20 protein-coding genes are annotated in these 21,733 nt (G+C 44.7%); 4 read left to right on the top strand and 16 right to left on the bottom strand.

Features of this window, described 5'->3' with window-relative positions; translation table 11 throughout:
• Positions 1-347: 347 nt before the first annotated feature.
• The 14 genes from ptsG to yceD form a co-directional block, all read right to left on the bottom strand.
• Positions 348-1,778 (bottom strand): PTS glucose transporter subunit IIBC, encoded by a 1,431-nt coding sequence (gene ptsG / locus AB6D80_RS05430; RefSeq protein WP_009848984.1) that lies wholly within the window; start codon positions 1,776-1,778, stop codon positions 348-350.
• Between the two features lie 444 nt (positions 1,779-2,222).
• The gene (locus AB6D80_RS05425; protein WP_017102819.1) at positions 2,223-2,990 is read right to left on the bottom strand and encodes a TatD family hydrolase; all 768 of its coding nucleotides are present in this window, start codon (positions 2,988-2,990) and stop codon (positions 2,223-2,225) included.
• Positions 2,981-3,946: a DNA polymerase III subunit delta' gene (locus AB6D80_RS05420; RefSeq protein WP_017102820.1), complete on the bottom strand. Its 966-nt coding sequence runs from the start codon at positions 3,944-3,946 to the stop codon at positions 2,981-2,983. The genes AB6D80_RS05425 and AB6D80_RS05420 overlap by 10 nt, the downstream gene beginning before the upstream one ends.
• A 6-nt stretch (positions 3,947-3,952) precedes the next feature.
• Positions 3,953-4,585 (bottom strand): dTMP kinase, encoded by a 633-nt coding sequence (gene tmk, locus AB6D80_RS05415; protein ID WP_017102821.1) that lies wholly within the window; start codon positions 4,583-4,585, stop codon positions 3,953-3,955.
• Between the two features lie 10 nt (positions 4,586-4,595).
• On the bottom strand, positions 4,596-5,612 hold the full coding sequence (mltG, locus tag AB6D80_RS05410; RefSeq protein WP_012603571.1) for an endolytic transglycosylase MltG: 1,017 nt from the start codon (positions 5,610-5,612) through the stop codon (positions 4,596-4,598).
• Positions 5,609-6,487 (bottom strand): aminodeoxychorismate lyase, encoded by an 879-nt coding sequence (gene pabC / locus AB6D80_RS05405; protein ID WP_017102822.1) that lies wholly within the window; start codon positions 6,485-6,487, stop codon positions 5,609-5,611. Before pabC ends, mltG begins: the two co-directional genes overlap by 4 nt.
• A 103-nt stretch (positions 6,488-6,590) precedes the next feature.
• On the bottom strand, positions 6,591-7,835 hold the full coding sequence (gene fabF, locus AB6D80_RS05400; protein ID WP_004736554.1) for a beta-ketoacyl-ACP synthase II: 1,245 nt from the start codon (positions 7,833-7,835) through the stop codon (positions 6,591-6,593).
• 93 nt (positions 7,836-7,928) lie between these two features.
• Entirely contained in the window at positions 7,929-8,162 is a 234-nt protein-coding gene (gene acpP / locus AB6D80_RS05395) for an acyl carrier protein (RefSeq protein ID WP_012603569.1), read from the bottom strand.
• Positions 8,163-8,328: 166 nt separating this feature from the next.
• Positions 8,329-9,063, bottom strand: coding sequence for a 3-oxoacyl-ACP reductase FabG (gene fabG, locus AB6D80_RS05390; RefSeq protein ID WP_029222897.1), 735 nt, complete (start codon positions 9,061-9,063; stop codon positions 8,329-8,331).
• Between the two features lie 25 nt (positions 9,064-9,088).
• The gene (gene fabD, locus AB6D80_RS05385) at positions 9,089-10,012 is read right to left on the bottom strand and encodes an ACP S-malonyltransferase (RefSeq protein ID WP_372187926.1); all 924 of its coding nucleotides are present in this window, start codon (positions 10,010-10,012) and stop codon (positions 9,089-9,091) included.
• A gap of 80 nt (positions 10,013-10,092) precedes the next feature.
• A complete protein-coding gene (locus tag AB6D80_RS05380; protein WP_010437276.1) occupies positions 10,093-11,043 on the bottom strand; it encodes a beta-ketoacyl-ACP synthase III in 951 nt (316 codons plus the stop codon).
• Between the two features lie 5 nt (positions 11,044-11,048).
• Positions 11,049-12,074: a phosphate acyltransferase PlsX gene (plsX, locus tag AB6D80_RS05375; RefSeq protein WP_012603565.1), complete on the bottom strand. Its 1,026-nt coding sequence runs from the start codon at positions 12,072-12,074 to the stop codon at positions 11,049-11,051.
• 9 nt (positions 12,075-12,083) lie between these two features.
• Positions 12,084-12,254: a 50S ribosomal protein L32 gene (gene rpmF, locus AB6D80_RS05370; RefSeq protein WP_004737376.1), complete on the bottom strand. Its 171-nt coding sequence runs from the start codon at positions 12,252-12,254 to the stop codon at positions 12,084-12,086.
• Positions 12,255-12,298: 44 nt separating this feature from the next.
• Positions 12,299-12,826: a 23S rRNA accumulation protein YceD gene (gene yceD / locus AB6D80_RS05365; protein ID WP_004733994.1), complete on the bottom strand. Its 528-nt coding sequence runs from the start codon at positions 12,824-12,826 to the stop codon at positions 12,299-12,301.
• A gap of 149 nt (positions 12,827-12,975) precedes the next feature.
• On the opposite strand from yceD, the gene AB6D80_RS05360 reads away from it, so the two are divergent.
• Positions 12,976-13,557, top strand: coding sequence for a nucleoside triphosphate pyrophosphatase (locus AB6D80_RS05360; protein WP_009848611.1), 582 nt, complete (start codon positions 12,976-12,978; stop codon positions 13,555-13,557).
• A gap of 251 nt (positions 13,558-13,808) precedes the next feature.
• Here AB6D80_RS05360 and rluC read toward each other — a convergent pair whose 3' ends face one another.
• A complete protein-coding gene (gene rluC / locus AB6D80_RS05355) occupies positions 13,809-14,753 on the bottom strand; it encodes a 23S rRNA pseudouridine(955/2504/2580) synthase RluC (protein WP_017099038.1) in 945 nt (314 codons plus the stop codon).
• Positions 14,754-15,371: 618 nt separating this feature from the next.
• On the opposite strand from rluC, the gene rne reads away from it, so the two are divergent.
• Entirely contained in the window at positions 15,372-18,512 is a 3,141-nt protein-coding gene (gene rne / locus AB6D80_RS05350) for a ribonuclease E (protein ID WP_372187924.1), read from the top strand.
• 261 nt (positions 18,513-18,773) lie between these two features.
• Positions 18,774-20,321: a SulP family inorganic anion transporter gene (locus AB6D80_RS05345; RefSeq protein WP_017102825.1), complete on the top strand. Its 1,548-nt coding sequence runs from the start codon at positions 18,774-18,776 to the stop codon at positions 20,319-20,321.
• A 110-nt stretch (positions 20,322-20,431) separates the two neighbouring features.
• Here AB6D80_RS05345 and AB6D80_RS05340 read toward each other — a convergent pair whose 3' ends face one another.
• Positions 20,432-20,881 carry a low molecular weight protein-tyrosine-phosphatase gene (locus tag AB6D80_RS05340; RefSeq protein WP_017099041.1) on the bottom strand — a complete coding sequence of 150 codons (450 nt, stop codon included), beginning with the start codon at positions 20,879-20,881 and terminating at the stop codon, positions 20,432-20,434.
• 84 nt (positions 20,882-20,965) lie between these two features.
• Here AB6D80_RS05340 and cobO point away from each other — a divergent pair, with 84 nt between their 5' ends.
• Positions 20,966-21,571, top strand: a complete 606-nt coding sequence (gene cobO, locus AB6D80_RS05335) for a cob(I)yrinic acid a,c-diamide adenosyltransferase (RefSeq protein WP_029222898.1) — start codon at positions 20,966-20,968, stop codon at positions 21,569-21,571.
• The last annotated feature ends 162 nt before the right edge of the window (positions 21,572-21,733 follow it).

Below are 21,733 nucleotides of genomic sequence, written 5' to 3'. Positions count from 1 at the left end.
CAAAGAGAGGTGTCATCGCTAGGTAAAAGCGAACTGGCGCTCAAGGTTCGGTATCGGCCTTCAACACATAGAGTTGAGTAGAACTAGTTGAGTAAGAAGAGCTTATACCAATCACAGTAAGTAAGTGTTCAGGAATAGCGCAGGAAAAAATCTTGAGAACAAGGCATAATTTTTTGATAAGTAGCTATTCTACAATCAAAAATTCTAACGAAGTTATCGAGGTTTTTAACAAGCTAGGATGACCAGTTATTTACTACGATTGGTATTAAACGTGAGGATATTTTGCATATTGCAGAAAACAAAAAAGGAGGCCGTAAGGCCTCCTTTCAATTTATTGAATCAGCGAATTAACCGTTGTTACGGATCCACTCATCCATGTCTGTCTTAAGGTTGTCAGACTTAGTACCGAAGATAGCTTGTACGCCACCAGCAACTACAACAACACCTGCAGCGCCTAGTTTCTTCAGTTTGTCTTGGTCAACAAGAGCAGTATCAGCTACTGCAACACGTAGACGAGTAATACAAGCGTCAAGACCAGTGATGTTCGCTTTACCACCGAATGCAGCAACTAGCTCACCAGCAAGTTCAGAACCTGTAGCAACTACTTCTTCTTCAGATTCGTCTTCACGGCCCGGAGTTTTAAGGTCAAGTGCTTTAATCACAGTGCGGAATACGATGTAGTAAATTGCAGCGTAAGCAACACCACATACAACCATTAGACCCATCTTAGACGCATTGCCAGATAGAACTAGGAAGTCGATTAGACCGTGTGAGAAAGATGTACCGTGTACAAAACCTAGAGTGTTCGCAAGAACGTATGCAGAACCAGCTAATAGAGCGTGGATTGCGTACAGTACAGGAGCAACGAATAGGAATGAGAATTCGATTGGTTCAGTGATACCCGTTAGGAATGAAGTCAACGCAGCAGAAGCCATGATGCCCATTACTTTAGCGCGGTTTTCAGGTTTAGCTGAATGTGCAATCGCGATTGCAGCAGCAGGTAGACCGAACATCTTGAACATGTAACCACCAGCTAGCTGACCGAAGCCATTGCCCGCAGCACGAGATGCGTCATCAGCAACTAGGTAACAAGTAAGAACACCGTTTTGAGTTTCGCCAGCAGCGTTTACACAAGTACCAGCTTCGAAGAAGAAAGGTACGTTCCAAACGTGGTGAAGACCAAATGGAATCAGAGAACGCTCAACGATACCGTAGATACCAAACGCCACTTGTGGGTTTTGGTGAGCAGCCCAATCAGAGAACGCAGAGATAGCGCCGCCAACTGGTGGCCATACTACAGATAGTAGGATTGCTAGACCAATCGCAGAGAAACCTGTGATGATTGGCACAGCACGCTTACCAGCGAAGAAGCCAAGGTACTCTGGTAGTTGAATACGGAAGAAACGGTTGAATGCCCAAGCAGCAACACCACCGACTAGGATACCACCTAGTACACCAGTGTCGATTTTATCAACGCCCATTACACCAGCCATTACGCCTAGTGTAGCAGTCATGATGCCGTAACCAACGATAGCAGCTAGACCAGCTACACCGTCGTTATTAGTAAAGCCAAGTGCTACGCCTACTGCGAACAGTAGTGCCATTTGACCGAATACTGAACCACCCGCTTGTTCCATTAAGTTTGAAACAATTTCTGGAATGAAAGGAAGGTCTGCTGCACCGACACCTAGCAAAATACCCGCAACTGGTAAAACTGATACTGGTAGCATCAGAGACTTACCAACTTTCTGCAGGCTAGCAAAAAGGTTCTTAAACATGTTTATGCTCCTGATAAAGATAAAATAATTATATGGGTCCTAACGGCACACCCCCGTAGCCTATATGTTAGCACCCAGTGAAAATGTAACCATGTATTGCATTATATTTTCTGCCGCTAAATATATATTGATGGGGAACTAACTTTCTAGTCACTTACGAAATTTAGTTTCAAAACACGTCTTGGATCACATGTCAAATATAGAAATGCAATGCTTTACAAGCCTATAACTAACTGAAAAGTAAATGAATTATAATACCCTTCTATTATTTTACTGAGTAAATAAAATAGAGGGTAATGTTATTTTTAGTAACAAAATTACAAATGTTGTAATTCACGCTCTCAAGTTCAACATATTCCGTAAACATTAAAAAAAAACGCATTTTTGGTGATCAAAAACACAAAAAGGGAGCTTTCGCTCCCTTTTGTTTGTTTAGTTAGATTTCTATCGCAAAAAAAGTTTTTGGTAATTTTTGGTCGTTTGTTCAGCAACCTCTTTCATTGATACCCCTTTTAACTGGGCGATATAAGCCGCAACTTCGACTACATATGCAGGCTGATTCTCTTTACCACGATATGGAATTGGCGCCAAATATGGCGAATCCGTTTCGATCAGCAACCTATCTAGAGGTAGGTTTTTCACAACGTCTTTAAGTTCAGTGGCTTGTTTAAAGGTCACAATACCTGAGATCGAGATATAGAAACCTAGTTCCATTGCCGCTTCAGCGAACGCTTGATCTTCAGTAAAGCAGTGAATCACACCACCACACTTCTCTGCTCCGCCATCGCGTAAAATAGCTAACGTATCTTCACGCGCGTTACGCGTGTGGATGATCAAAGGTTTATTAAGCTCAACAGCCAACTCAACGTGCTGCTTGAACCTGAGCTGTTGTAGCTCTGCAGTCTCTGGTTGGTAATGATAATCTAGGCCAGTTTCACCAATCGCCACCACTTTAGGGTTGCTCGCGTACTCACGCATTCTTTCTAAACAGAAGTCGCTCTCTACGTCGAGAGGGTGAACGCCACACGAAGCCTTAACATTATCAAACGGCGAGATCATCTCGATCATATTTTCAAACGAATCCAGCGTCACACCGACAGAAAGCAGTTGGTCAACGTTGGCTGCTTTCGCCTTATTAACCACGTCTTCTACGCTGGTGTGTAAATCTTGATAATCCAGTTTGTCTAAATGACAATGGGAATCTACGAACATGTTTCCTCGCAAGTGGCTATCAGCCAATTCATTATGAGTAGCTCCGTATTGAGCCCAGGGTGTTGCTTTAACTGCTCAATCAATATCAGCAGTTTATTCGACGCTGCATAAGCACTTTGATAAGACATCACCTCATACAGTGCTTTCGCACTCGGAATGATAGCCTGATTAGCTAAACCAAAATGCAGCTTTTGTACATCTGACAATAAATGCCAAAGCCAGCTAAGTTGAATCAAAGGGTCTTTGCTAAGCTCTGTAGAGAACTTCAGCATGTCGGGTTGAGTGCCTTTTATCACATTCACAAAGCCATCGAGCGCTTTTGTTGAAGCTTCGACGCCACCTTGATCAAACATTGCTTTCGCTTTCAGGGGGGCGTTGTCGTTCAATGTCAGTATGTACTGAGGAACCGTTTTACCAACTTCTCCATTTAACCATGCCGATCCTGCATCCAATTGTGGACACACCACATTAAATTGCTGGCAACGGCTAAGAATAGTTGGCATTAAGCGATTACTGTTGCGCGTTGAAAGGATGAAAATACAATTACTCGCAGGTTCTTCCAGTGTTTTCAACAGCGCATTAGACGCCGATTCATTCATCGCTTCAGCTGGACTCAGCAAAATGACACGCAAGCCACCCAACTGTGACGATTGTTGAGCCCAGCGGTTACTCGCACGCACTTGGTCAACGGTAATCGATTTACCTTCTTTCTCAGGTTCGATCACATGGAAATCAGGGTGACTCCCCGACTTCATTAATTCACAGCTGTGACAAAAGCCGCACGCTTCACTTTCGTAGTTAACACACATCAGTGCCGACGTGAGCTGACTAACCAGCGCTTCCACACCAAGCCCGTCAGGCGCATTAACGATCACAGAGTTAGGAAAACGTTCTGCATCGAGACTTTTTTTCCACTCACTCCATACAGGTGTGAGCCAAGAATAAACTTCAGCCATGACTACCTACTGTTTATCGAGCCAAGCACCTAGCGCAACTTTAATATCAGCAGCCACTTGCTCAATCTCTTGCTGTGCATTAACCACAAGAACCGTTTCGTCTTGTTCTGCAATCTCAAGGTAACGTTCACGCGTGCGATCGAAAAATGAGATGTCCATTTTTTCAATTCTATCAAGCTCACCACGGCCTCTGGCACGCTCTAGTCCTACTCTAGGGTCTAGGTCCAAATATAGTGTTAAATCTGGCTTAAAGCCGCCTAGCGTGGTTGCTTTCAGTGATTCCATAGTGCTACGAGCGATCTGACGACCACCACCTTGGTATGCTTGAGAAGACATATCATGGCGATCACCCAACACCCATTTACCACTGTCTAGTGCAGGCTTGATGACGTTTTCTACTAATTGAACACGCGCTGCGTACATCAGCAGCAACTCAGTCATGTCTTGCAGCTTCTCGCCCTCGTGTTCTTCTTTGACCAACGAGCGCATCTTCTCGGCAAGCACGGTACCACCGGGTTCACGAGTATTAACGATGTCAGCGACACCAGCTGTTTTCAATGTCTCAACGATGGCATTGATTGCTGTACTTTTGCCAGCACCTTCAAGGCCTTCAACCACGATAAATTTCGACTGATTCATAATTCTTTCTTTATTTGTTTTTTCTTAATTGCTTTAAGTAAGCTCGTACTGCACGGTTATGCTCAGTCAAACTCTTTGAAAATACGTGACCGCCGGTTCCACTCGCAACAAAATAAAGGTAGTTGCTCTTCTCTGGATTCAGAGCCGCGTTGATAGACGCTTTACCCGCCATCGCGATCGGTGTTGGCGGTAAACCGCTCATTGTATAGGTGTTGTACGGCGTTGGTGTGCGTAGATCTTTCTTACGAATATTGCCTTTGTAGCTATCGCCCATGCCGTAGATAACCGTTGGGTCAGTTTGCAAACGCATACGCTTGTTCAAGCGGTTAACGAATACAGAAGACACACGCTCACGCTCAGAAGCGACAGCAGTCTCTTTCTCGATGATAGACGCAAGAATTAAAGCTTCATAAGGCGATTTAAGAGGCAGTTTATCGGCTCTATTTTCCCACTCATCATTGACCACGTTCATTAGATCTCGGTGGGCACGTTTCAACAAATCTAAATCCGTTGTGCCATAGGTGTAGTGGTATGTTTCCGCTAAGAAAAGGCCTTCTAGCTTTTCATTTTCAATACCAAGCTTTTGTGCGATCTCTTTTTCAGAGACATCATTCAACGTCTGCTGAATGAATTCGTTGTCTTTTAGCTGAACAAGCCACTCGTCAAAACGACTGCCTTCTACAAAGGTAATGGTAAATTGGTGCTCCTTCCCTTCTACAAGCACTTGTAGCGCCTGCTCTAAGGTTAAACCCGGTTCAAGCAGGAATGTACCCGCTTTTACGTCTACAAGCTCAGGATGTAACTTACGGATTAATTTCTCATAAGGAGAAGCCTCGAAAAGCCCCTCGTTAATCAACTGGGCTAGAACGCGGTTAAAGCTGCTACCTGAAGCAACAGTCACGACTTGTGGTTTTTCTAATTGAATAACTTGTTTCAGGTTATCTTGCGCTTGGTTGTAAACATAAAAACCAGCAGCCGCGGCTGCGATTAGGCACAAGATAATAAAAATAAATAACTTTTTGATCACGAGTTTAGTTGTCCTTGAAGGCTACGAGTAACGGTTCCAATGTTGAATTGGGTATCACTAATACGGGTAACTGGGGCAACCCCTAAAATGGAGTTGGTCATGAAAACCTCATCAGCTTGCATGAGTTGAGATAAGCAGTAGTCACTAATAGTAACGGAAAGTTCAGCTTGATTCAGCGCGGTTAACACTTGCTTACGCATAACCCCAGCAACGCCACTTTGCGTCAGTTGAGGAGTGTGAATCGTCTGCCCTTTTCGCCAAAACAGATTAGCCATGGTGGTTTCAATCACGTTACCGGATATATCCAGAACCACGCCATCCACTTCACCGGCCTGATCCATTTCATCTTTCATCAAGATTTGCTCAAGGCGATTATTGTGCTTATGACCGGCCAATAATGGGCTCAAACCCAGTGCTTGTTGGCAGATACCGAGGTCTACACCGGAATCTTGCCACGCGGAATAATGATTTGGGTAATCAAATGTACTGATGGTTATCGTTGGCTTGGCGATATTCTTGGCACTGTAGCCACGACCGCCAGCCCCACGGCTAACGTGCAGCTTGAGCCCTGCTTTTTCATCATGAGGCTTGTTTTTATCTTGAAGATTCGTTGAACCATTAAGGCTCTTTGTACCAGGAAGCGCATTGTGTTGGATATGTTCAAGTGCATTATCGAGCCAAAGGTTAACCGTATTCCAATCAAGTTCGGAAATGCGTAACGCTTTAAGACAATCATCAACACGACGCTGATGATCGTGAAAATATTGAATCTGGCCATCTTGAACAAGCATGGTAGTAAAACAGCCGTCTCCATACTGAAACGAGCGATCTAAGATATCGACAGTTTGCTGACTTTCTCCATCAACCCAAAACATGTTTTTCCCCATAAAAAGAAACGGCTCAATGCTAAAGCATCGAGCCGTTTAAAAACAGTTCTAATTATGACTATCTACGATGTTTGACTCTTATATAAGATGATTAAATCTTTTTGAAGATCAAACAGCCGTTAGTACCACCGAAACCGAATGAGTTACATGCAGCATATTCCATACCGCTAACTTTACGCGCAGTGTGAGGTACTAAGTCAATATCTAAGCCTTCTTCAGGATCATCTAAATTGATTGTTGGTGGAACAATTTGATCAATTAGAGACATCGCAGTGATGATCGCTTCAGCAGAACCTGCAGCACCTAGAAGGTGGCCAGTCATTGATTTCGTAGAAGAAACCAAGACTTGCTTGCTGCCTGCTTCGCCAAGAGCACGCTTGATGCCCTTCACTTCCGCTACGTCACCTGCAGGAGTCGAAGTACCGTGTGCGTTAACATAACCGATTTGTTCACCAGTAATGCCAGCATCACGCATAGCCGCTTCCATTGCTAGTGCGCCACCAGAACCATCTTCACTTGGAGATGTCATGTGGTAAGCGTCACCCGACATACCGAAGCCAACTAGCTCACAGTAAATCTTAGCGCCACGAGCTTTAGCATGTTCATACTCTTCAAGAACCATCATGCCTGCACCGTCACCAAGAACGAAGCCGTCACGGCCTTTGTCCCATGGACGAGAAGCTTTTTGAGGCTCATCGTTACGAGTAGACAGTGCTTTAGCCGCACCAAAACCGCCCATACCTAGTGGTGTCGATGCTTTTTCAGCACCACCCGCTAGCATTGCGTCAGCATCGCCGTATGCAATCATACGAGCCGCGTGGCCAATGTTATGTAGGCCAGTCGTACATGCTGTAGAGATCGCGATGTTTGGACCGCGTAGGCCACGCATGATAGACATGTGACCCGCAATCATATTCACGATCGTCGACGGTACGAAGAACGGGCTGATTTTACGAGGGCCTTTTTCAGTTAGAGCCTTGTGACCGGCTTCGATCAAACCAAGACCACCAATACCAGAACCGATAGCAACGCCTACACGAGGAGCGTTTTCTTCAGTAATAGTTAGGGCTGAATCATCTAAAGCTTGAATACCTGCTGCGACGCCGTACTGGATGAACAAGTCCATCTTACGAGCATCTTTTTTAGTCATATACTCTTCGCAGTTAAAGTCTTTAACTAGACCTGCAAAACGAGTTGAGAAATTGGTTGCGTCAAAATGATCGATATTAACGATACCACTTTGACCAGCTAGCAGGGCTTTCCAAGAAGATTCTACAGTGTTGCCTACCGGCGACAACATACCCATGCCAGTGACAACTACACGACGCTTGGACACGATATTACACTCCGGGGATTGAGGTGATTTAAGATGAGGATAGATGAGTTAGATAAAACACAGGCGGTCGAGGTGACCGCCTGGGAGAGATTATTACTGAGCGCTAGTTACGTAATCGATAGCAGCTTGAACAGTAGTAATTTTCTCAGCTTCGTCATCTGGAATCTCAGTGTCGAATTCTTCTTCTAGAGCCATTACTAGCTCAACTGTGTCTAGAGAATCTGCACCTAGGTCATCAACGAAAGAAGCTTCGTTTTTAACTTCAGCTTCGTCTACACCTAGCTGTTCAACAATGATTTTCTTTACGCGTTCTTCGAGGTTGCTCATTTTTTCTTTTCCTTTACAGAGTTCGCTTTATGCGATGTTTTCCGTAGTTTATTCAATCTATTGAAAGTTGCAAGGTCAACTTTTCTGGTCAAACCACAATTTTCACGATTTTAACCGAAATTACGTATGATCTTGACTTAAATCATGCACAAATGTTGCACATAATTTACACCATGTACATACCGCCATTGACGTGAAGTGTTTCACCTGTGATATAAGCTGCCGCAGGTGACGCCAAAAATACCACAGCTTCAGCGATTTCGCGAGGGTCACCTAGTCGACCTGCTGGTACATTCGCCAAAGTTACTGCACGTTGGTCATCATTTAGCGCTTTAGTCATGTCAGTTTCGATGAAACCAGGTGCTACAGTGTTCACTGTAATACCACGAGACGCAACTTCACGAGCCATTGATTTAGTAAAACCAATTACGCCTGCTTTTGCAGCTGCGTAGTTAGCTTGACCAGCGTTACCCATAGTACCGACTACAGAACCAACGTTTACGATACGTCCTTGACGCTTCTTCATCATGCCACGCAATACAGCTTTAGACATGCGGAAGATAGGCGTTAGGTTAGTATCGATGATGTCATTCCATTCATCGTCTTTCATACGCATAAGTAGGTTATCACGAGTGATACCTGCGTTGTTAACCAGAATGTCAATCGCACCGAATTCATCGTTGATGGTTTTCAGTGTAGCTGCAATTGAGTCAACATCCGTTACATTAAGAGCAAGACCTTTACCGTTCTCACCTAGGTACTCACTGATTGCAGCAGCGCCGCCTTCAGACGTAGCAGTACCGATAACTTTAGCACCACGCTCAACTAAAAGTTCAGCGATTGCACGACCGATACCACGGCTTGCGCCTGTAACTAGTGCAACTTTGCCTTCTAAATTCATCATAACTTCTCTATTAAGTGTTTATTTACTTAGCAGCTTCTAGTGATGCAGTGTCATTAACTGCAGCAGCTGTCATAGTTTTTACGATTCGTTTTGTTAGACCGGTAAGAACTTTACCTGGGCCTAATTCTAGTAGCTTCTCTACGCCTTGCTCATTCATAGCTTGTACACCTTCAGTCCAACGAACTGGGCTGTACAGCTGGCGAACAAGTGCGCTTTTGATTTTTGCCGGGTCTGTTTCAGCAATAACATCAACGTTATTGATAACAGGCAGTGCCGGCGTGTTGAACTCTAGAGCTTTCAGAGCAACCGCTAGCTTGTCTGCTGCAGGCTTCATAAGGGCACAGTGAGACGGCACAGATACTGGTAAAGGAAGTGCACGTTTAGCGCCTGCTTCTTTACATAGTGCACCAGCGCGCTCTACTGCTGCTTTGTTACCCGCGATAACAACTTGGCCAGGTGAATTGAAGTTAACTGGAGACACAACTTCGTCTTGTGCCGCTTCTTCACACGCTTTAGCAATCGCTTCATCATCTAGACCGATGATTGCGTACATTGCACCAACGCCCGCAGGAACCGCTTCTTGCATCAGTTGACCACGTAGCTCAACCAGCTTGATCGCTTCTTTAAAGTCGATAACACCCGCACACACTAGTGCAGAGTATTCGCCTAGGCTGTGGCCGGCTAGGTTTGCAGGTTGCTCTAGACCAAGCTCTTGCCATACACGCCAGATTGCAACAGACGCTGTTAGTAGAGCCGGTTGAGTACGGAAAGTTTCATTTAGATTTTCTACTGGACCATCTTGAACCAATGCCCATAGATCGTAACCAAGTGCTTCTGAAGCTTCAGCAAATGTCTTTTTAACAACCTCATACTGTTCGCCTAGGTCAGCAAGCATACCGATAGCTTGAGAGCCTTGGCCTGGGAATACGATAGCAAATTTGCTCATAGTAATTTTCCTTTAAGCAAAGCAAAAAATTGAATAAGGCACATAAGTTATGTGCCTTGTTTGTTGATTATCGCTTGGGGTTAGAATTTAACTAACGCAGAACCCCAAGTGAAGCCGCCACCAAACGCTTCAAGTAGAAGCGTTTGACCACGTTTAATTCGCCCGTCGCGAACAGCCTCATCAAGGGCCGTTGGTACGGTAGCTGCCGACGTATTGCCGTGCTTATCAAGAGTAATCACAACTTGATCAAGCGACATCGTCAGCTTTTTAGCGGTTGCCGAGATAATACGGTAGTTCGCTTGATGTGGAACTAACCAATCAAGCTCTGACTTATCCATATTGTTCGCCGCTAATGTGTCTTTCACTAGCTTAGAAAGCTGAGTTACCGCCACTTTAAATACTTCGTTGCCCGCCATGTGCAACCATTTGTCCGCATCACCGCCACGCTCTGGAACTTCTAGGCTTAGAAGCTCACCATATTTACCATCAGAGTAAATGTGAGTAGACAAAATACCTGGCTCTTCGCTTGCGCCAACAACCACCGCACCTGCAGCATCACCAAATAAGATGATAGTAGAGCGGTCAGTCGGATCACAGGTTTTTGACAGTGCATCCGCACCGATTACCAAAACGTTCTTACACATGCCAGTCTTGATGTGTTGATCAGCAACAGACAGTGCGTAGACAAAACCAGAACACGCCGCAGCCAAATCAAACGCAGGGCAGCCTTTGATACCAAGCTTGCCTTGTACCTGACATGCCGAAGACGGAAATGTGTGGCTACTGCTGGTTGTCGCAACGATGATTAAATCAATATCTTCTTTGTCGATACCTGCCATTTCAATGGCATTCTCAGCAGCGTAAAACGCCATATCCGCAACAGTTTCGTTTTCCGCTGAAATACGACGCTCTTTAATACCTGTTCTAGCAACGATCCACTCATCGCTAGTCTCTACCATTTTCTCTAAGTCTGCGTTAGTACGCACCTGAGATGGCAAGTAGCTGCCAGTACCTAAAATTTTGCTATACATGAAGACTAATAATGCCTCTCGAGTAAAACCGCTTCCAAACGATCGCTAATGCGACTGGGGACTTGTCGTTTGACCTCGTGTACTGCCTCACCAATCGCGTTGACGACTGCAGACACATCAGCACTTCCATGGCTTTTAATGACAATGCCGCGCAATCCTAACAAACTTGCGCCGTTATACTGGTCGGGGTTCAAGGTTTTTAATTCAGTAAATAGCTCAGAAAACAACATTCTGGCGATCCAACCCTTTATTGTTGAAGCCATCATGCGCGTTTTTAGCTTATCAATAAAGAGCTGAGCCGTACCTTCACACGTTTTTAAGCAGACATTGCCCACAAAACCATCACATACGACGACATCAGCAGCATCTTGAAGTAATTGATTACCTTCAATATAGCCTATGAAGTTCACAGACTGAGTATTCGACAACATTTCAGCGCATCGTTTTACAAGGTCATTGCCTTTGATTTCTTCAGCGCCGATATTCAAGATAGCGACACGAGGCACGCGACCTAAATGTTGTTCTGCTAATGCACTGCCCATTACGGCAAACTGAAACAGTGAATCCGCGTCACTAGAAACGTTCGCTCCTAAATCAAGCATCCATGTACGGTTGCCAGAAGCGGTAGGCAAAGCTGAAACCAATGCAGGCCTATCAATACCAGGAAGGAGTTTGAGTCGGAAACGAGATAACGCCATCAGTGCGCCGGTGTTGCCACCACTCACACAAGCATCAGCTTGTGACTCGGCAACCAGATCGATAGCAGCACGCATAGAGCTACCCTGACTGTTGCGTAGGGCCAGTGAAGGTTTTTCAGAATTGGAAATGACTCGATCACAATGCTGGATACTCAAACGAGAATCAGGCATTCGACCTAATGAAGATAATTGAGATGTGATCGCGTTTCGATCACCTATTAGAATGACTTTTAGCTCTGGGAAATACGACAGTGCCTGCACGGCGGCAGGCACTGTAACACGAGGACCGAAGTCCCCGCCCATTGCATCAAGCGCAACGGTTAGATTTTGCAAAGGTCAACCTTACTTGTTGATAACCTTTTTGCCGCGGTAGAAACCTTCGGCAGTCACGTTGTGACGTAGGTGAGTTTCACCTGAAGTTGCGTCTACAGAAAGTGCAGCTGTAGTTAGCGCATCGTGTGAACGACGCATGCCACGCATTGAACGTGATTTCTTGCTCTTTTGTACGGCCATTGACCCTACTCCTATGTAAATTCTTAAAGATACTTACTAATAAGTTACTTCTTTAAGTTTTTTAAAACATCAAATGGATTCGGCTTTTTATCTTCCTCAATTTCTTCAGGAAGTTCACCAAACACCAAGTTATTTGAGTTAACGCTACATTTCGCATCGTCGTGCATTGCTATTTGTGGCAATCCAAGGATGAACTCGTCTTCAACTAATTGAATCAGGTCTAACTCACCGTACTCGTTTAGATCTACCAAATCGTACTCTTCCGGTGCTTCCTCTTCACTTTTCTCGCTGTAAACAGGAGTATAAGTAAATTGGACATCGCACTCATGTGCGAAAACCTCATTACAACGTTGACACTCTAAATCGACTTCGACGTTAGCTTTACCAGAGATAACGACTAATCGTTGTTCATCAAGCCCAAATGACATTGAGACTTGCGCGTCACGTTTTACGCCTTCAGTTGTTTCGGTTAAACGCTTTAAAAGACTGACTTGAATGATACCATCCATATCGAGTCGTTTTTGAGCCGTTCTTGCCGGATCAACTGTACGCGGTATTTTTTCCTTTTGCATAGGGCGCGAATCTTATCTTCCAAATCGTGTTTAGTCAAAGGAAATGGCAAAAAAAATGTACTTTCCTACCTTTCCTGTTCAGAGCATTATGAATAGCAGGCTAAGTTACGTTATCCTGAACTAAATGCTTACACGAATTGTAAATTAAAATGAGAAATTACCAACTAGTTTTAGCTTCTACATCTCCATTTAGGCAAGAGATCCTCAAAAAACTACAGTTAGACTTTGTCACAGCGAAGCCTGACTGCGATGAAACGCCACTTCCAGAAGAGACTCCTCAACAATTGGTAATGCGTCTTGCTGAAACCAAAGCCAAGTCTTGTGCTGTCGAACAACCAAGCCTAGTGATTGGTTCCGATCAAGTATGTGTGATTGACGAAGAAATTATTGGCAAACCTCATACTCGTGAGAAAGCGATTGAGCAGTTGTCTCGTCAAAGTGGTAAGAGCATCACTTTCTATACTGGGATAACGGTATGGAACAGCGAGACCAGTAAAGCTGACACGCGTCTCGACACCTTTGTTGTGCATTTCCGCGATTTAACTGAGCAACAGATCATTTCTTATGTTGAGAAAGAGCAGCCTTATTACTGCGCGGGCAGTTTTATGTGCGAAGGGTTAGGTATTGCATTGTTTAAACAGATGGAAGGTAAAGACCCAAACACGCTGATCGGCTTACCTCTGATCGATTTAGTCGATATGCTTGAGGCACAAGGAATGAACGTGTTGTAAGCGATACTTACCACTCTGTTGGAGATTCCCTACTCCTTCCTTCGTCAGTCCAGGGAATGACGGAACGCGAATTTTATCTAATCCGCTAATGATATAGAACGTGACCTTAAAAAGTCGTCATCCTCAAGAGCGAGGAACGAGCGAGTTGGGGAGCTTCTGCAACATATGAAAATAAAAAAGGTTGACGATATTCGTCAACCTTTTCCATTTGATGCATATTATACTCAATTCACGAAAAATCTCGTATCTTCTTAAAGCTTACGTAAACCAGTTAAGGCTTTCTCTAGCCTTCTTTCCATTGGCGCCGAGATATCCATCTTCTCTTCGCTACCCGGGTGGGTAAACTTGATGTTGGCTGCATGTAAGAACAGACGATTCAGTCCTACTTTGCCCGTATAAGCATCGAAACGACGATCACCGTAACGATCATCCCAAGCTATTGGATGACCAGTATACTGAGCGTGCACACGGATTTGGTGTGTACGGCCTGTAATTGGGCTAGCTTGAATCAACGTCGCCTCTTGGAATTTCTCTAAAACCTTAAAGCGGGTTTCAGAAGCTTTACCATTCGGGTTCACTCGAACAATGCTATTCACTTCATTTTTTAACAAAGGTGCGTTGACGACTTTACAGCTGTTTTTCCATTCGCCCATCACTAAAGCGAAATAGTATTTTTGAACCGTTTTTTCACGGAACTGTGCTTGAAGGTGTCTTAGCGCCGAGCGCTTCTTAGCAACAAGCAAAATGCCAGACGTATCTCTATCAATACGGTGCACTAACTCAAGAAAACGAGCATCAGGGCGAAGAGCACGTAATGCTTCAATCGCGCCAAACTTCAAGCCGCTGCCACCATGAACCGCAGTACCTGATGGTTTATTGAGAATCAGCATGTGATCATCTTCATAGATGATGCACTGTTCCAATTCCGAAACCTTATTGAGTTTCGTACTCGGTACGTTCTCTTCCGTTTTCTCTTCAATAGTAACGGGAGGGATACGTACTAAGTCGCCAGCTTTTAGTTTGTACTCAGCCTTGATACGTTTCTTGTTAACGCGGACTTCGCCTTTACGCACGATTCGGTAAATCATGCTTTTCGGGATGTTTTTTAATTGGTTGCGTAAGAAGTTATCAATACGCTGACCAGCCATATCTTCGTCAATGTCGACAAATTGGACTTGGGTTCTAATTTCGCTCATTGGGTTATTGTATCACTGTCACTTTTGATAATTGAGATTTTCTTAACCCTATTCTGAACTTATTTATCTAAAATCCCGGCGACTCTATCCCTAAAAGGTCATTGAAGTTCTATATTTCTTTGATTCTTCGAACAAAAAAGCACCAAGCTTCCTGCAAATTAAAATATCAATTGATAAATTATTTATAGACAGTGAGTTAGAGCTATCAAAACCCAAACAAAAACTGTTTTTTTTACCGCATTACGACAAAGCAGATTGCTGTGTTTACCGACCACTGCTATAGTTCACAGCTGCTATCAATGGATTGACTAATATTTAAACAGCTAACCATTCATAAGCAAGTAAATGAGTAGATGACTCAGATTAGACAGTGCTGCAATCGGCGTAAGACACGGTCAACTGAGTTCCTTATCGCTCTACTCACGTACACTCATGTTGAGTATTCACCGCCACATCGCGGATCATAGGCTAACTCCCTATGATGACTGACGTGCCCCAGAGCATCCCTCTCCAGCCGGGAGGCTGCACCGATAAAGCCATGGGATCTGGCACCATGAGAAACGAACTAAAGCGATAAGACCAATGATGAAAATAAGAAAAGACAATGAGAATTTCTAAATGAAAAGAATGTTAATTAACGCAACTCAAAAAGAAGAGTTGCGTGTCGCTTTGGTTGATGGCCAGCGACTGTTCGATCTAGATATCGAAAGTCCAGGTCACGAATCAAAGAAAGCGAATATCTACAAAGGACGTATTACCCGTATTGAACCAAGCCTAGAAGCGGCATTTGTTGATTACGGCGCAGAACGTCACGGTTTCCTCCCTCTTAAAGAAATTGCCCGCGAATACTTCCCTGAAGGTTATACATACCAAGGCCGTCCTAGCATTAAAGAAGTGCTAAGAGAAGGACAAGAAGTAATCGTACAAGTTGAGAAAGAAGAACGTGGTAGCAAAGGCGCTGCACTGACAACTTTCATCTCTTTGGCGGGTAGTTACTTAGTTCTTATGCCAAATAACCCTCGCGCTGGCGGTATTTCTCGTCGTATCGAAGGTGATGAACGCACTCAACTGAAAGCAGCATTAAGCACTCTTGAGCTTCCTCAAGGTATGGGCTTAATCGTGCGTACAGCGGGTGTAGGCAAAAGTGCAGAAGAGCTTGAGTGGGACTTGAACGTTCTATTGAATCACTGGGGCGCTATCAAGCAAGCTTCTGATTCAAATGCAGCTCCTTTCCTTATTCACCAAGAAAGTAACGTTATCGTTCGTGCGATTCGTGACTATCTACGTCGTGATATTGGCGAGATTCTAATCGACAGCAATACTATTTTTGAACGTGCACAAGCGCACATTCAATTAATACGCCCAGATTTCATGAATCGCGTTAAGAAATACGATGGTGAAGTACCACTATTCAGCCATTACCAGATTGAAAGCCAGATCGAATCTGCTTTCCAACGTGAAGTTCGTCTTCCATCTGGTGGTTCTATCGTAATCGACCCAACAGAAGCTCTGACTTCTATCGATATCAACTCTGCTCGTGCAACAAAGGGCGGCGATATCGAAGAAACAGCACTTAACACTAACCTAGAAGCAGCCGATGAAATTGCACGTCAATTACGTCTACGTGACCTAGGTGGTCTTGTTGTTATCGACTTTATCGATATGACTCCGGTTCGCCACCAACGCGAAGTAGAAAGCCGTCTACGTGATGCCGTTCGTTTAGATCGCGCACGTGTTCAGATTGGTCGTATTTCTCGCTTTGGTCTTCTAGAGATGTCTCGTCAACGTTTGAGTCCATCACTAGCAGAAGCAAGCCACCACATTTGTCCTCGTTGTACAGGTACTGGTGTTGTTCGTGATAACGAATCTCTAGCACTATCTGTTCTACGTCTGATCGAAGAAGAAGCTCTAAAAGACAACACTGCGCAAGTTCTTGCTGTAGTCCCTGTTCCTATCGCTTCTTACCTATTGAACGAAAAACGTCGCTCAGTAAACCACATCGAGAAGAACCAAGAAGTTAAGATCACTGTAGTTCCTAACTCTGACATGGAAACACCGCACTTTGAGGTTATCCGTGTTCGTGAAGGTGAAGAGTTCGACCTACTGTCTTACTTGCTGCCTACCAAGCTAGAAGCTCTAAAAGAAGCAGAAAGCAAAGAGCCTGCAGAACAGACTATTCGTCCTAAGAAGATCGAAGAGCCAGCTCTTAAAGGCTTCGCAGCTCCTGCTCAATCAGCACCGACTCCTGCTCCAGCTCCTAAAGCTGTAGAAGAGAAAAAAGCTGAATCAGCAGCGACTCAAGAACCAGGTTTAGTTGGTCGTTTCTTCAAAGCTATCGGTAGCTTCTTATTTGGCTCTTCAACTCAAGAAGAGAAAAAAGAAGAAGAGAAGCAAGAAGAGAAACCTAAGAACAATCGCAACAACGGCAACCGTCAACGCCGTGATCGTAACGATAACCGTCGTCGTAACCAACGTGGTGACCGTGGTGAACAACGTGGTGAGCGTGGTGACAATCGTAACGAAAACCGTGACAACAAACGCCGTCGTAAACCAGTTCGTGATGAGAAACCTGAAGAGCAGAAAGAAACTGCTCCACAGCAAAATCGCCAGCCTCGTAAGCCTAAGCAAGACCGTCGCAATAAGTCACGTGATGAGCAGAAGCAACGCGAAGAGCTAGCACCATCTAAATTAGCAGAAGAAGGTCTACAGCTAGCGGCAGAAGCTCAAGCTGATAAACTAGAAGCGCCTAAGGCTAAGCCAGAAGCGAAAGCAGCTAAGATTAAAGAGCGTCGTCAGCGTCGTAAACTGAACAAACAAGTTCGTATTAAAGACCAACAAGCTGAAGCTTCAGAAAACTCGTCAAATGAGTCTGCTGTTGCTAAAGAACAGTCTATTGCGAAAGAACAATCAGTAGCTCAAGAGCAAAAAGTTGCGGAACAAGTAGAAGCAACTCAAGCAAACGCTGATGAACAAACAGAACAGGAAGAGCCAAAGCAACGTCGCAACCGTCGTTCTCCACGTCACCTACGTGCAAGTGGTCAACGTCGTCGTCGCGGTCGTGATCGTCGTCCTAACCCATTCCGCCTACGTAAAGGTGGTGTAGCTTCTCCAGAGATGGCTATGGGTAAAGTGATGCCTCGCTTCATTCCAAAACCTCACCATAATCAGGCAAAACCTGAAGTGGCTGAAGTTCAAGTAGCAGTTGAAACTCAAGTTGCTGTACAAGAGCAAAACGTAGCTCAAGAGACGGCACCACAAAGTAACACAGCTATGGCTGGCGGCTTTGCATGTCCTGAACTTGCGATGGGTAAAGTCATTATCCGCCGTGAAGAAGCTGAAACTGTCGTTGAAACTCAGGTAACTGAAGTTCCTGCGGTAGTTGAAACTGAGAAAGTTGAAACTCCAGTGATTGCTGAAACTGCGAAAGTTGAATCGCCTGTTGTAGCAGAAGCTGTGCAAGTAGAAGCTGTGCAAGTAGAAGCAACACCAGTTGTTGAAGCTGAAGCACCTAAAGCTGAAAGTGTAAAAGTAGAAGAAGCTCCTGTGGTAAAAGCAGAAGCTCCTAAAGCGGCACCAAAGGCAGCTGTTGCTAAAAAACAAGCAGGTTCACCAATGACTAAAGCTCCTGGTCCTCAAGAGATCAAAGAGATTCAAGTTGTTGCGGCTCCATTCCGTACTGAGCGTTTTGTATCGAAAGGTGCAGGTAGCCAAGCAGCGTCAAATAAAGCCGGCGCAGGCATGACTAAACCTCAATACTAATGAGCTTCGCAGAGTAATCTGCAGAGAACTATCTAAGGGCGACTTATTCATAAGTCGCCCTTTTTTTATATCCACAGTTCCGATTAGTTATAATAGATATATTGCTCAAAATAGGGTTCAACCTTGAACTTAATCACATTTTTGGGTAGCATTCGCGCACTTATATTTTCGACACTTAGCTATTGCCGCTCTTTTTCATCACTGTTTGGCTACGCAATACACTCGTGTCGGTAAACCCATTTTAAGCATAGCTGAGCAAACATGTTCGAATTCCCACAATTTTCAAAGCACTCTGTAAAAAATGATGTGCTTTCAGGTCTTACCGTAGCCTTAGCTCTAGTACCTGAAGCCGTAGCATTCGCCTTTGTTGCAGGCGTTGACCCAATGGTTGGTCTTTACGCAGCATTCATCGTAGGTTTAATCACTTCTGTCTTCGGCGGTCGTCCAGGTATGATTTCTGGTGCAACTGGCGCAATGGCTGTTGTAATGGTTAGCCTAGTAGCAACCCATGGCGTTCAATACCTATTTGCGGCAGTTATGCTAGCCGGCCTTCTGCAAATTGCAGCGGGTGTATTTAAGCTAGGTAAATTCATCCGTATCGTTCCGCACCCAGTAATGATTGGTTTCGTGAACGGTTTAGCGATCGTTATCTTCTTAGCGCAGCTTGGACAATTTAAAGCACCAGACGTAACAGGTGCGCTAACTTGGTTACCAAGCGGTCAAATGACACTAATGCTAGGTCTAGTCGCACTCACTATGGGTATCATCCACTTCCTACCTAAGCTCACTACAGCAGTACCTTCTTCATTGGTAGCTATTGTTACAGTAACAGCTTTGGTTGTAGGCCTTGATCTTGAAACTCGCACTGTTGTTGATTTCCTACGTACTATGTCTGGTGACGAAGCAGCAACACTAGCGGGCTCTCTACCAACATTCTCTATTCCAGCAGTACCGTTTAGCCTAGAAACGCTATACATCATCCTGCCTTACGCAGTGATTCTTGCAGCGATTGGTCTAATCGAATCACTACTAACGCTAACCGTACTAGACGAAATGACAAACACTCGTGGCCAATCTAACCGCGAATGTGTTGGTCAAGGTATGGCGAACGTGACGTGTTCAGTATTTGGCGCGATGGGTGGTTGTGCGATGATCGGTCAATCGATGATCAACGTAAACTCAGGTGGTCGTGGTCGTCTTTCAGGTATCGTAGCGGCAGTTGCACTACTGATGTTCATCCTGTTCGGCTCTGCACTGATTGAAATGATTCCTCTAGCAGCACTTGTGGGCGTTATGTTCATGGTTGTTATCGGTACGTTTGAATGGGCAACCTTCAAGTTGGCACGTCGCGTTCCTAAGCAAGACTTCTTCGTTATCGTCCTTGTAACTGTAGTTACAGTACTAACAGACCTTGCGGTAGCAGTTGGTGTGGGTGTTGTTGCTTCTGCACTAATGTTTGCATGGCAACATGCTAAGCACATCTACGCAGACACATCGGTTAACGCTGAAGGCTCTAAAGAGTACAAAGTTAACGGTCCAATCTTCTTTGGTTCAACCGCTAACTTCCTTGAGTTGTTTGACTCATACAACGATCCACAAGATGTTATCGTTGATTTCGCAAACTCACGCGTTACTGACCACTCTGCTATTGAAGCGATCGACACGATTGCTGACCGTTACGCGGCACTAGGTAAAACACTTCACCTTCGCCACCTAAGCCAAGACTGTGTTGCTATGCTGCACAAAGCCGGTAGCTTAGTTGAAGCGAACGTTGCAGAAGACCCAATCTACAAAGTAATGTCTAAGTAAGCTTAGTCATAGCTTAAAGCTAGATTTAGAAAGGCCGACATTCAATGTCGGCCTTTTTTATATCGATGAACCTTGATACTTTATCGCCCACCAAGAACACAGCCTCTACACTATATTGAACGCAGTATCGCTTCGCTCGACTCTTCGATTAAATCCAACACTAATTCAAAGCCATTCCCCTCACCATAATAAGGATCGGGAATTTCTTGATATTGTGACTCTCCAAAACTCAAAAATAACGCGAGCTTGTATTGGAGGTGAACTGGACACTGGCTCACTAAGTCATCTAAATTCGCCTTGTCTGCCGCAAGTATCAGGTCAAACTCTTCGAAGTCATTATCTACCACTTTACGAGAAGTAATCCCTTTAAAGCTGTAGCCTCGCTTCTCTCCTGCTGATTTTGAACGTGAGTCTGGCGCGTTGCCTTGATGAAAGCCAATTGTCCCAGCGGAGTCGACCGTTACATTAATATCCATCTGCTGAGCTTTCTTTCTCAGCACCGCTTCACCTGTTGGCGAACGACAAATATTCCCCATACAAACCACGAGTATCTTTTTCATCCGTAATCACCTGTTCTTCCGATGGTTTTTGCTATCGTTAAGTTAGGCTATGATAGGCGTAATCACAACTTAAAAGGATTTGTTATGTCGACCGAAGACAACAAAGAACAACGCCATAAAGCAAGACAACAGAAAGTAAAAGAGCAAGTCGATGCACGTGTTGCAGCAGCGCAAGAAGTGAAAGGACTGTTATTGGTTATTACTGGCAACGGTAAAGGGAAATCGACATCAGGTTTCGGTACGATTACACGTGCAGTCGGTCACGGTAAGAAATGTGCCGTTGCTCAGTTTGTAAAGGGAACTTGGGATAACGGTGAAAAGAACGTTCTTCAAAAACTCGATGTAGAGTTCCAAGTGATGGGTACAGGCTTTACTTGGGAAACTCAAAGTAAGGCAAAAGATATTGAAGCCGCACAGCGCGTATGGAAAGAGTGCCAACGCATGCTAGCTGATGAGTCGATTGATGTAATTCTGTTTGATGAGCTGACGTACATGGTGAGCTATGGCTACATTGAATTGGATGAAGTGGTAGAAGCTCTGAATAACCGCCCTAAAATGCAATCAGTGATCATCACAGGCCGTGGAGCGCATCGAACTTTAACGGACATGGCCGATACCGTGTCTGAAGTTCGTAACGTTAAACACGCTTTTGAATCTGGTGTTAAAGCTCTGCAAGGCGTTGACTGGTAATTGCATTCAACCAGAGATCCCCGACTCGGTCATTCTTCCCTCTCGAGGATGACGACCACTAGACTGTCACGCCCTTGAACAAGGCACTAATACCTATCGTCATTCCCTAATGCGAGGGGCGAGCTTCATAGGGAATCTCTCTTGGGTATTATCGGCAGCCAA

The organism is Vibrio sp. 10N.247.310.17, assembly GCF_041466605.1.
Classification (GTDB): Bacteria; Pseudomonadota; Gammaproteobacteria; order Enterobacterales; family Vibrionaceae; genus Vibrio; species Vibrio tasmaniensis_A.
Note: the sequence above shows the minus strand (reverse complement) of the source record. Positions and strands in the feature narration are given on the sequence as shown.

Bases quoted from the DNA above. Each gene is read 5' to 3' on its own strand.
- yceD (WP_004733994.1), bottom strand. From the start codon at position 12,826: ATGCAAAAGGAAAAAATACCGCGTACAGTTGATCCGGCAAGAACGGCT.
- fabG (WP_029222897.1), bottom strand. From the start codon at position 9,063: ATGAATTTAGAAGGCAAAGTTGCACTAGTTACAGGCGCAAGCCGTGGT.
- fabD (WP_372187926.1), bottom strand. From the start codon at position 10,012: ATGAGCAAATTTGCTATCGTATTCCCAGGCCAAGGCTCTCAAGCTATC.
- AB6D80_RS05425 (WP_017102819.1), bottom strand. From the start codon at position 2,990: ATGTTCGTAGATTCCCATTGTCATTTAGACAAACTGGATTATCAAGAT.
- AB6D80_RS05345 (WP_017102825.1), top strand. From the start codon at position 18,774: ATGTTCGAATTCCCACAATTTTCAAAGCACTCTGTAAAAAATGATGTG.
- AB6D80_RS05360 (WP_009848611.1), top strand. From the start codon at position 12,976: ATGAGAAATTACCAACTAGTTTTAGCTTCTACATCTCCATTTAGGCAA.
- ptsG (WP_009848984.1), bottom strand. From the start codon at position 1,778: ATGTTTAAGAACCTTTTTGCTAGCCTGCAGAAAGTTGGTAAGTCTCTG.
- acpP (WP_012603569.1), bottom strand. From the start codon at position 8,162: ATGAGCAACCTCGAAGAACGCGTAAAGAAAATCATTGTTGAACAGCTA.
- rne (WP_372187924.1), top strand. From the start codon at position 15,372: ATGAAAAGAATGTTAATTAACGCAACTCAAAAAGAAGAGTTGCGTGTC.
- tmk (WP_017102821.1), bottom strand. From the start codon at position 4,585: ATGAATCAGTCGAAATTTATCGTGGTTGAAGGCCTTGAAGGTGCTGGC.
- AB6D80_RS05380 (WP_010437276.1), bottom strand. From the start codon at position 11,043: ATGTATAGCAAAATTTTAGGTACTGGCAGCTACTTGCCATCTCAGGTG.
- cobO (WP_029222898.1), top strand. From the start codon at position 20,966: ATGTCGACCGAAGACAACAAAGAACAACGCCATAAAGCAAGACAACAG.
- AB6D80_RS05420 (WP_017102820.1), bottom strand. From the start codon at position 3,946: ATGGCTGAAGTTTATTCTTGGCTCACACCTGTATGGAGTGAGTGGAAA.
- rluC (WP_017099038.1), bottom strand. From the start codon at position 14,753: ATGAGCGAAATTAGAACCCAAGTCCAATTTGTCGACATTGACGAAGAT.
- pabC (WP_017102822.1), bottom strand. From the start codon at position 6,487: ATGTTTTGGGTTGATGGAGAAAGTCAGCAAACTGTCGATATCTTAGAT.
- rpmF (WP_004737376.1), bottom strand. From the start codon at position 12,254: ATGGCCGTACAAAAGAGCAAGAAATCACGTTCAATGCGTGGCATGCGT.
- AB6D80_RS05340 (WP_017099041.1), bottom strand. From the start codon at position 20,881: ATGAAAAAGATACTCGTGGTTTGTATGGGGAATATTTGTCGTTCGCCA.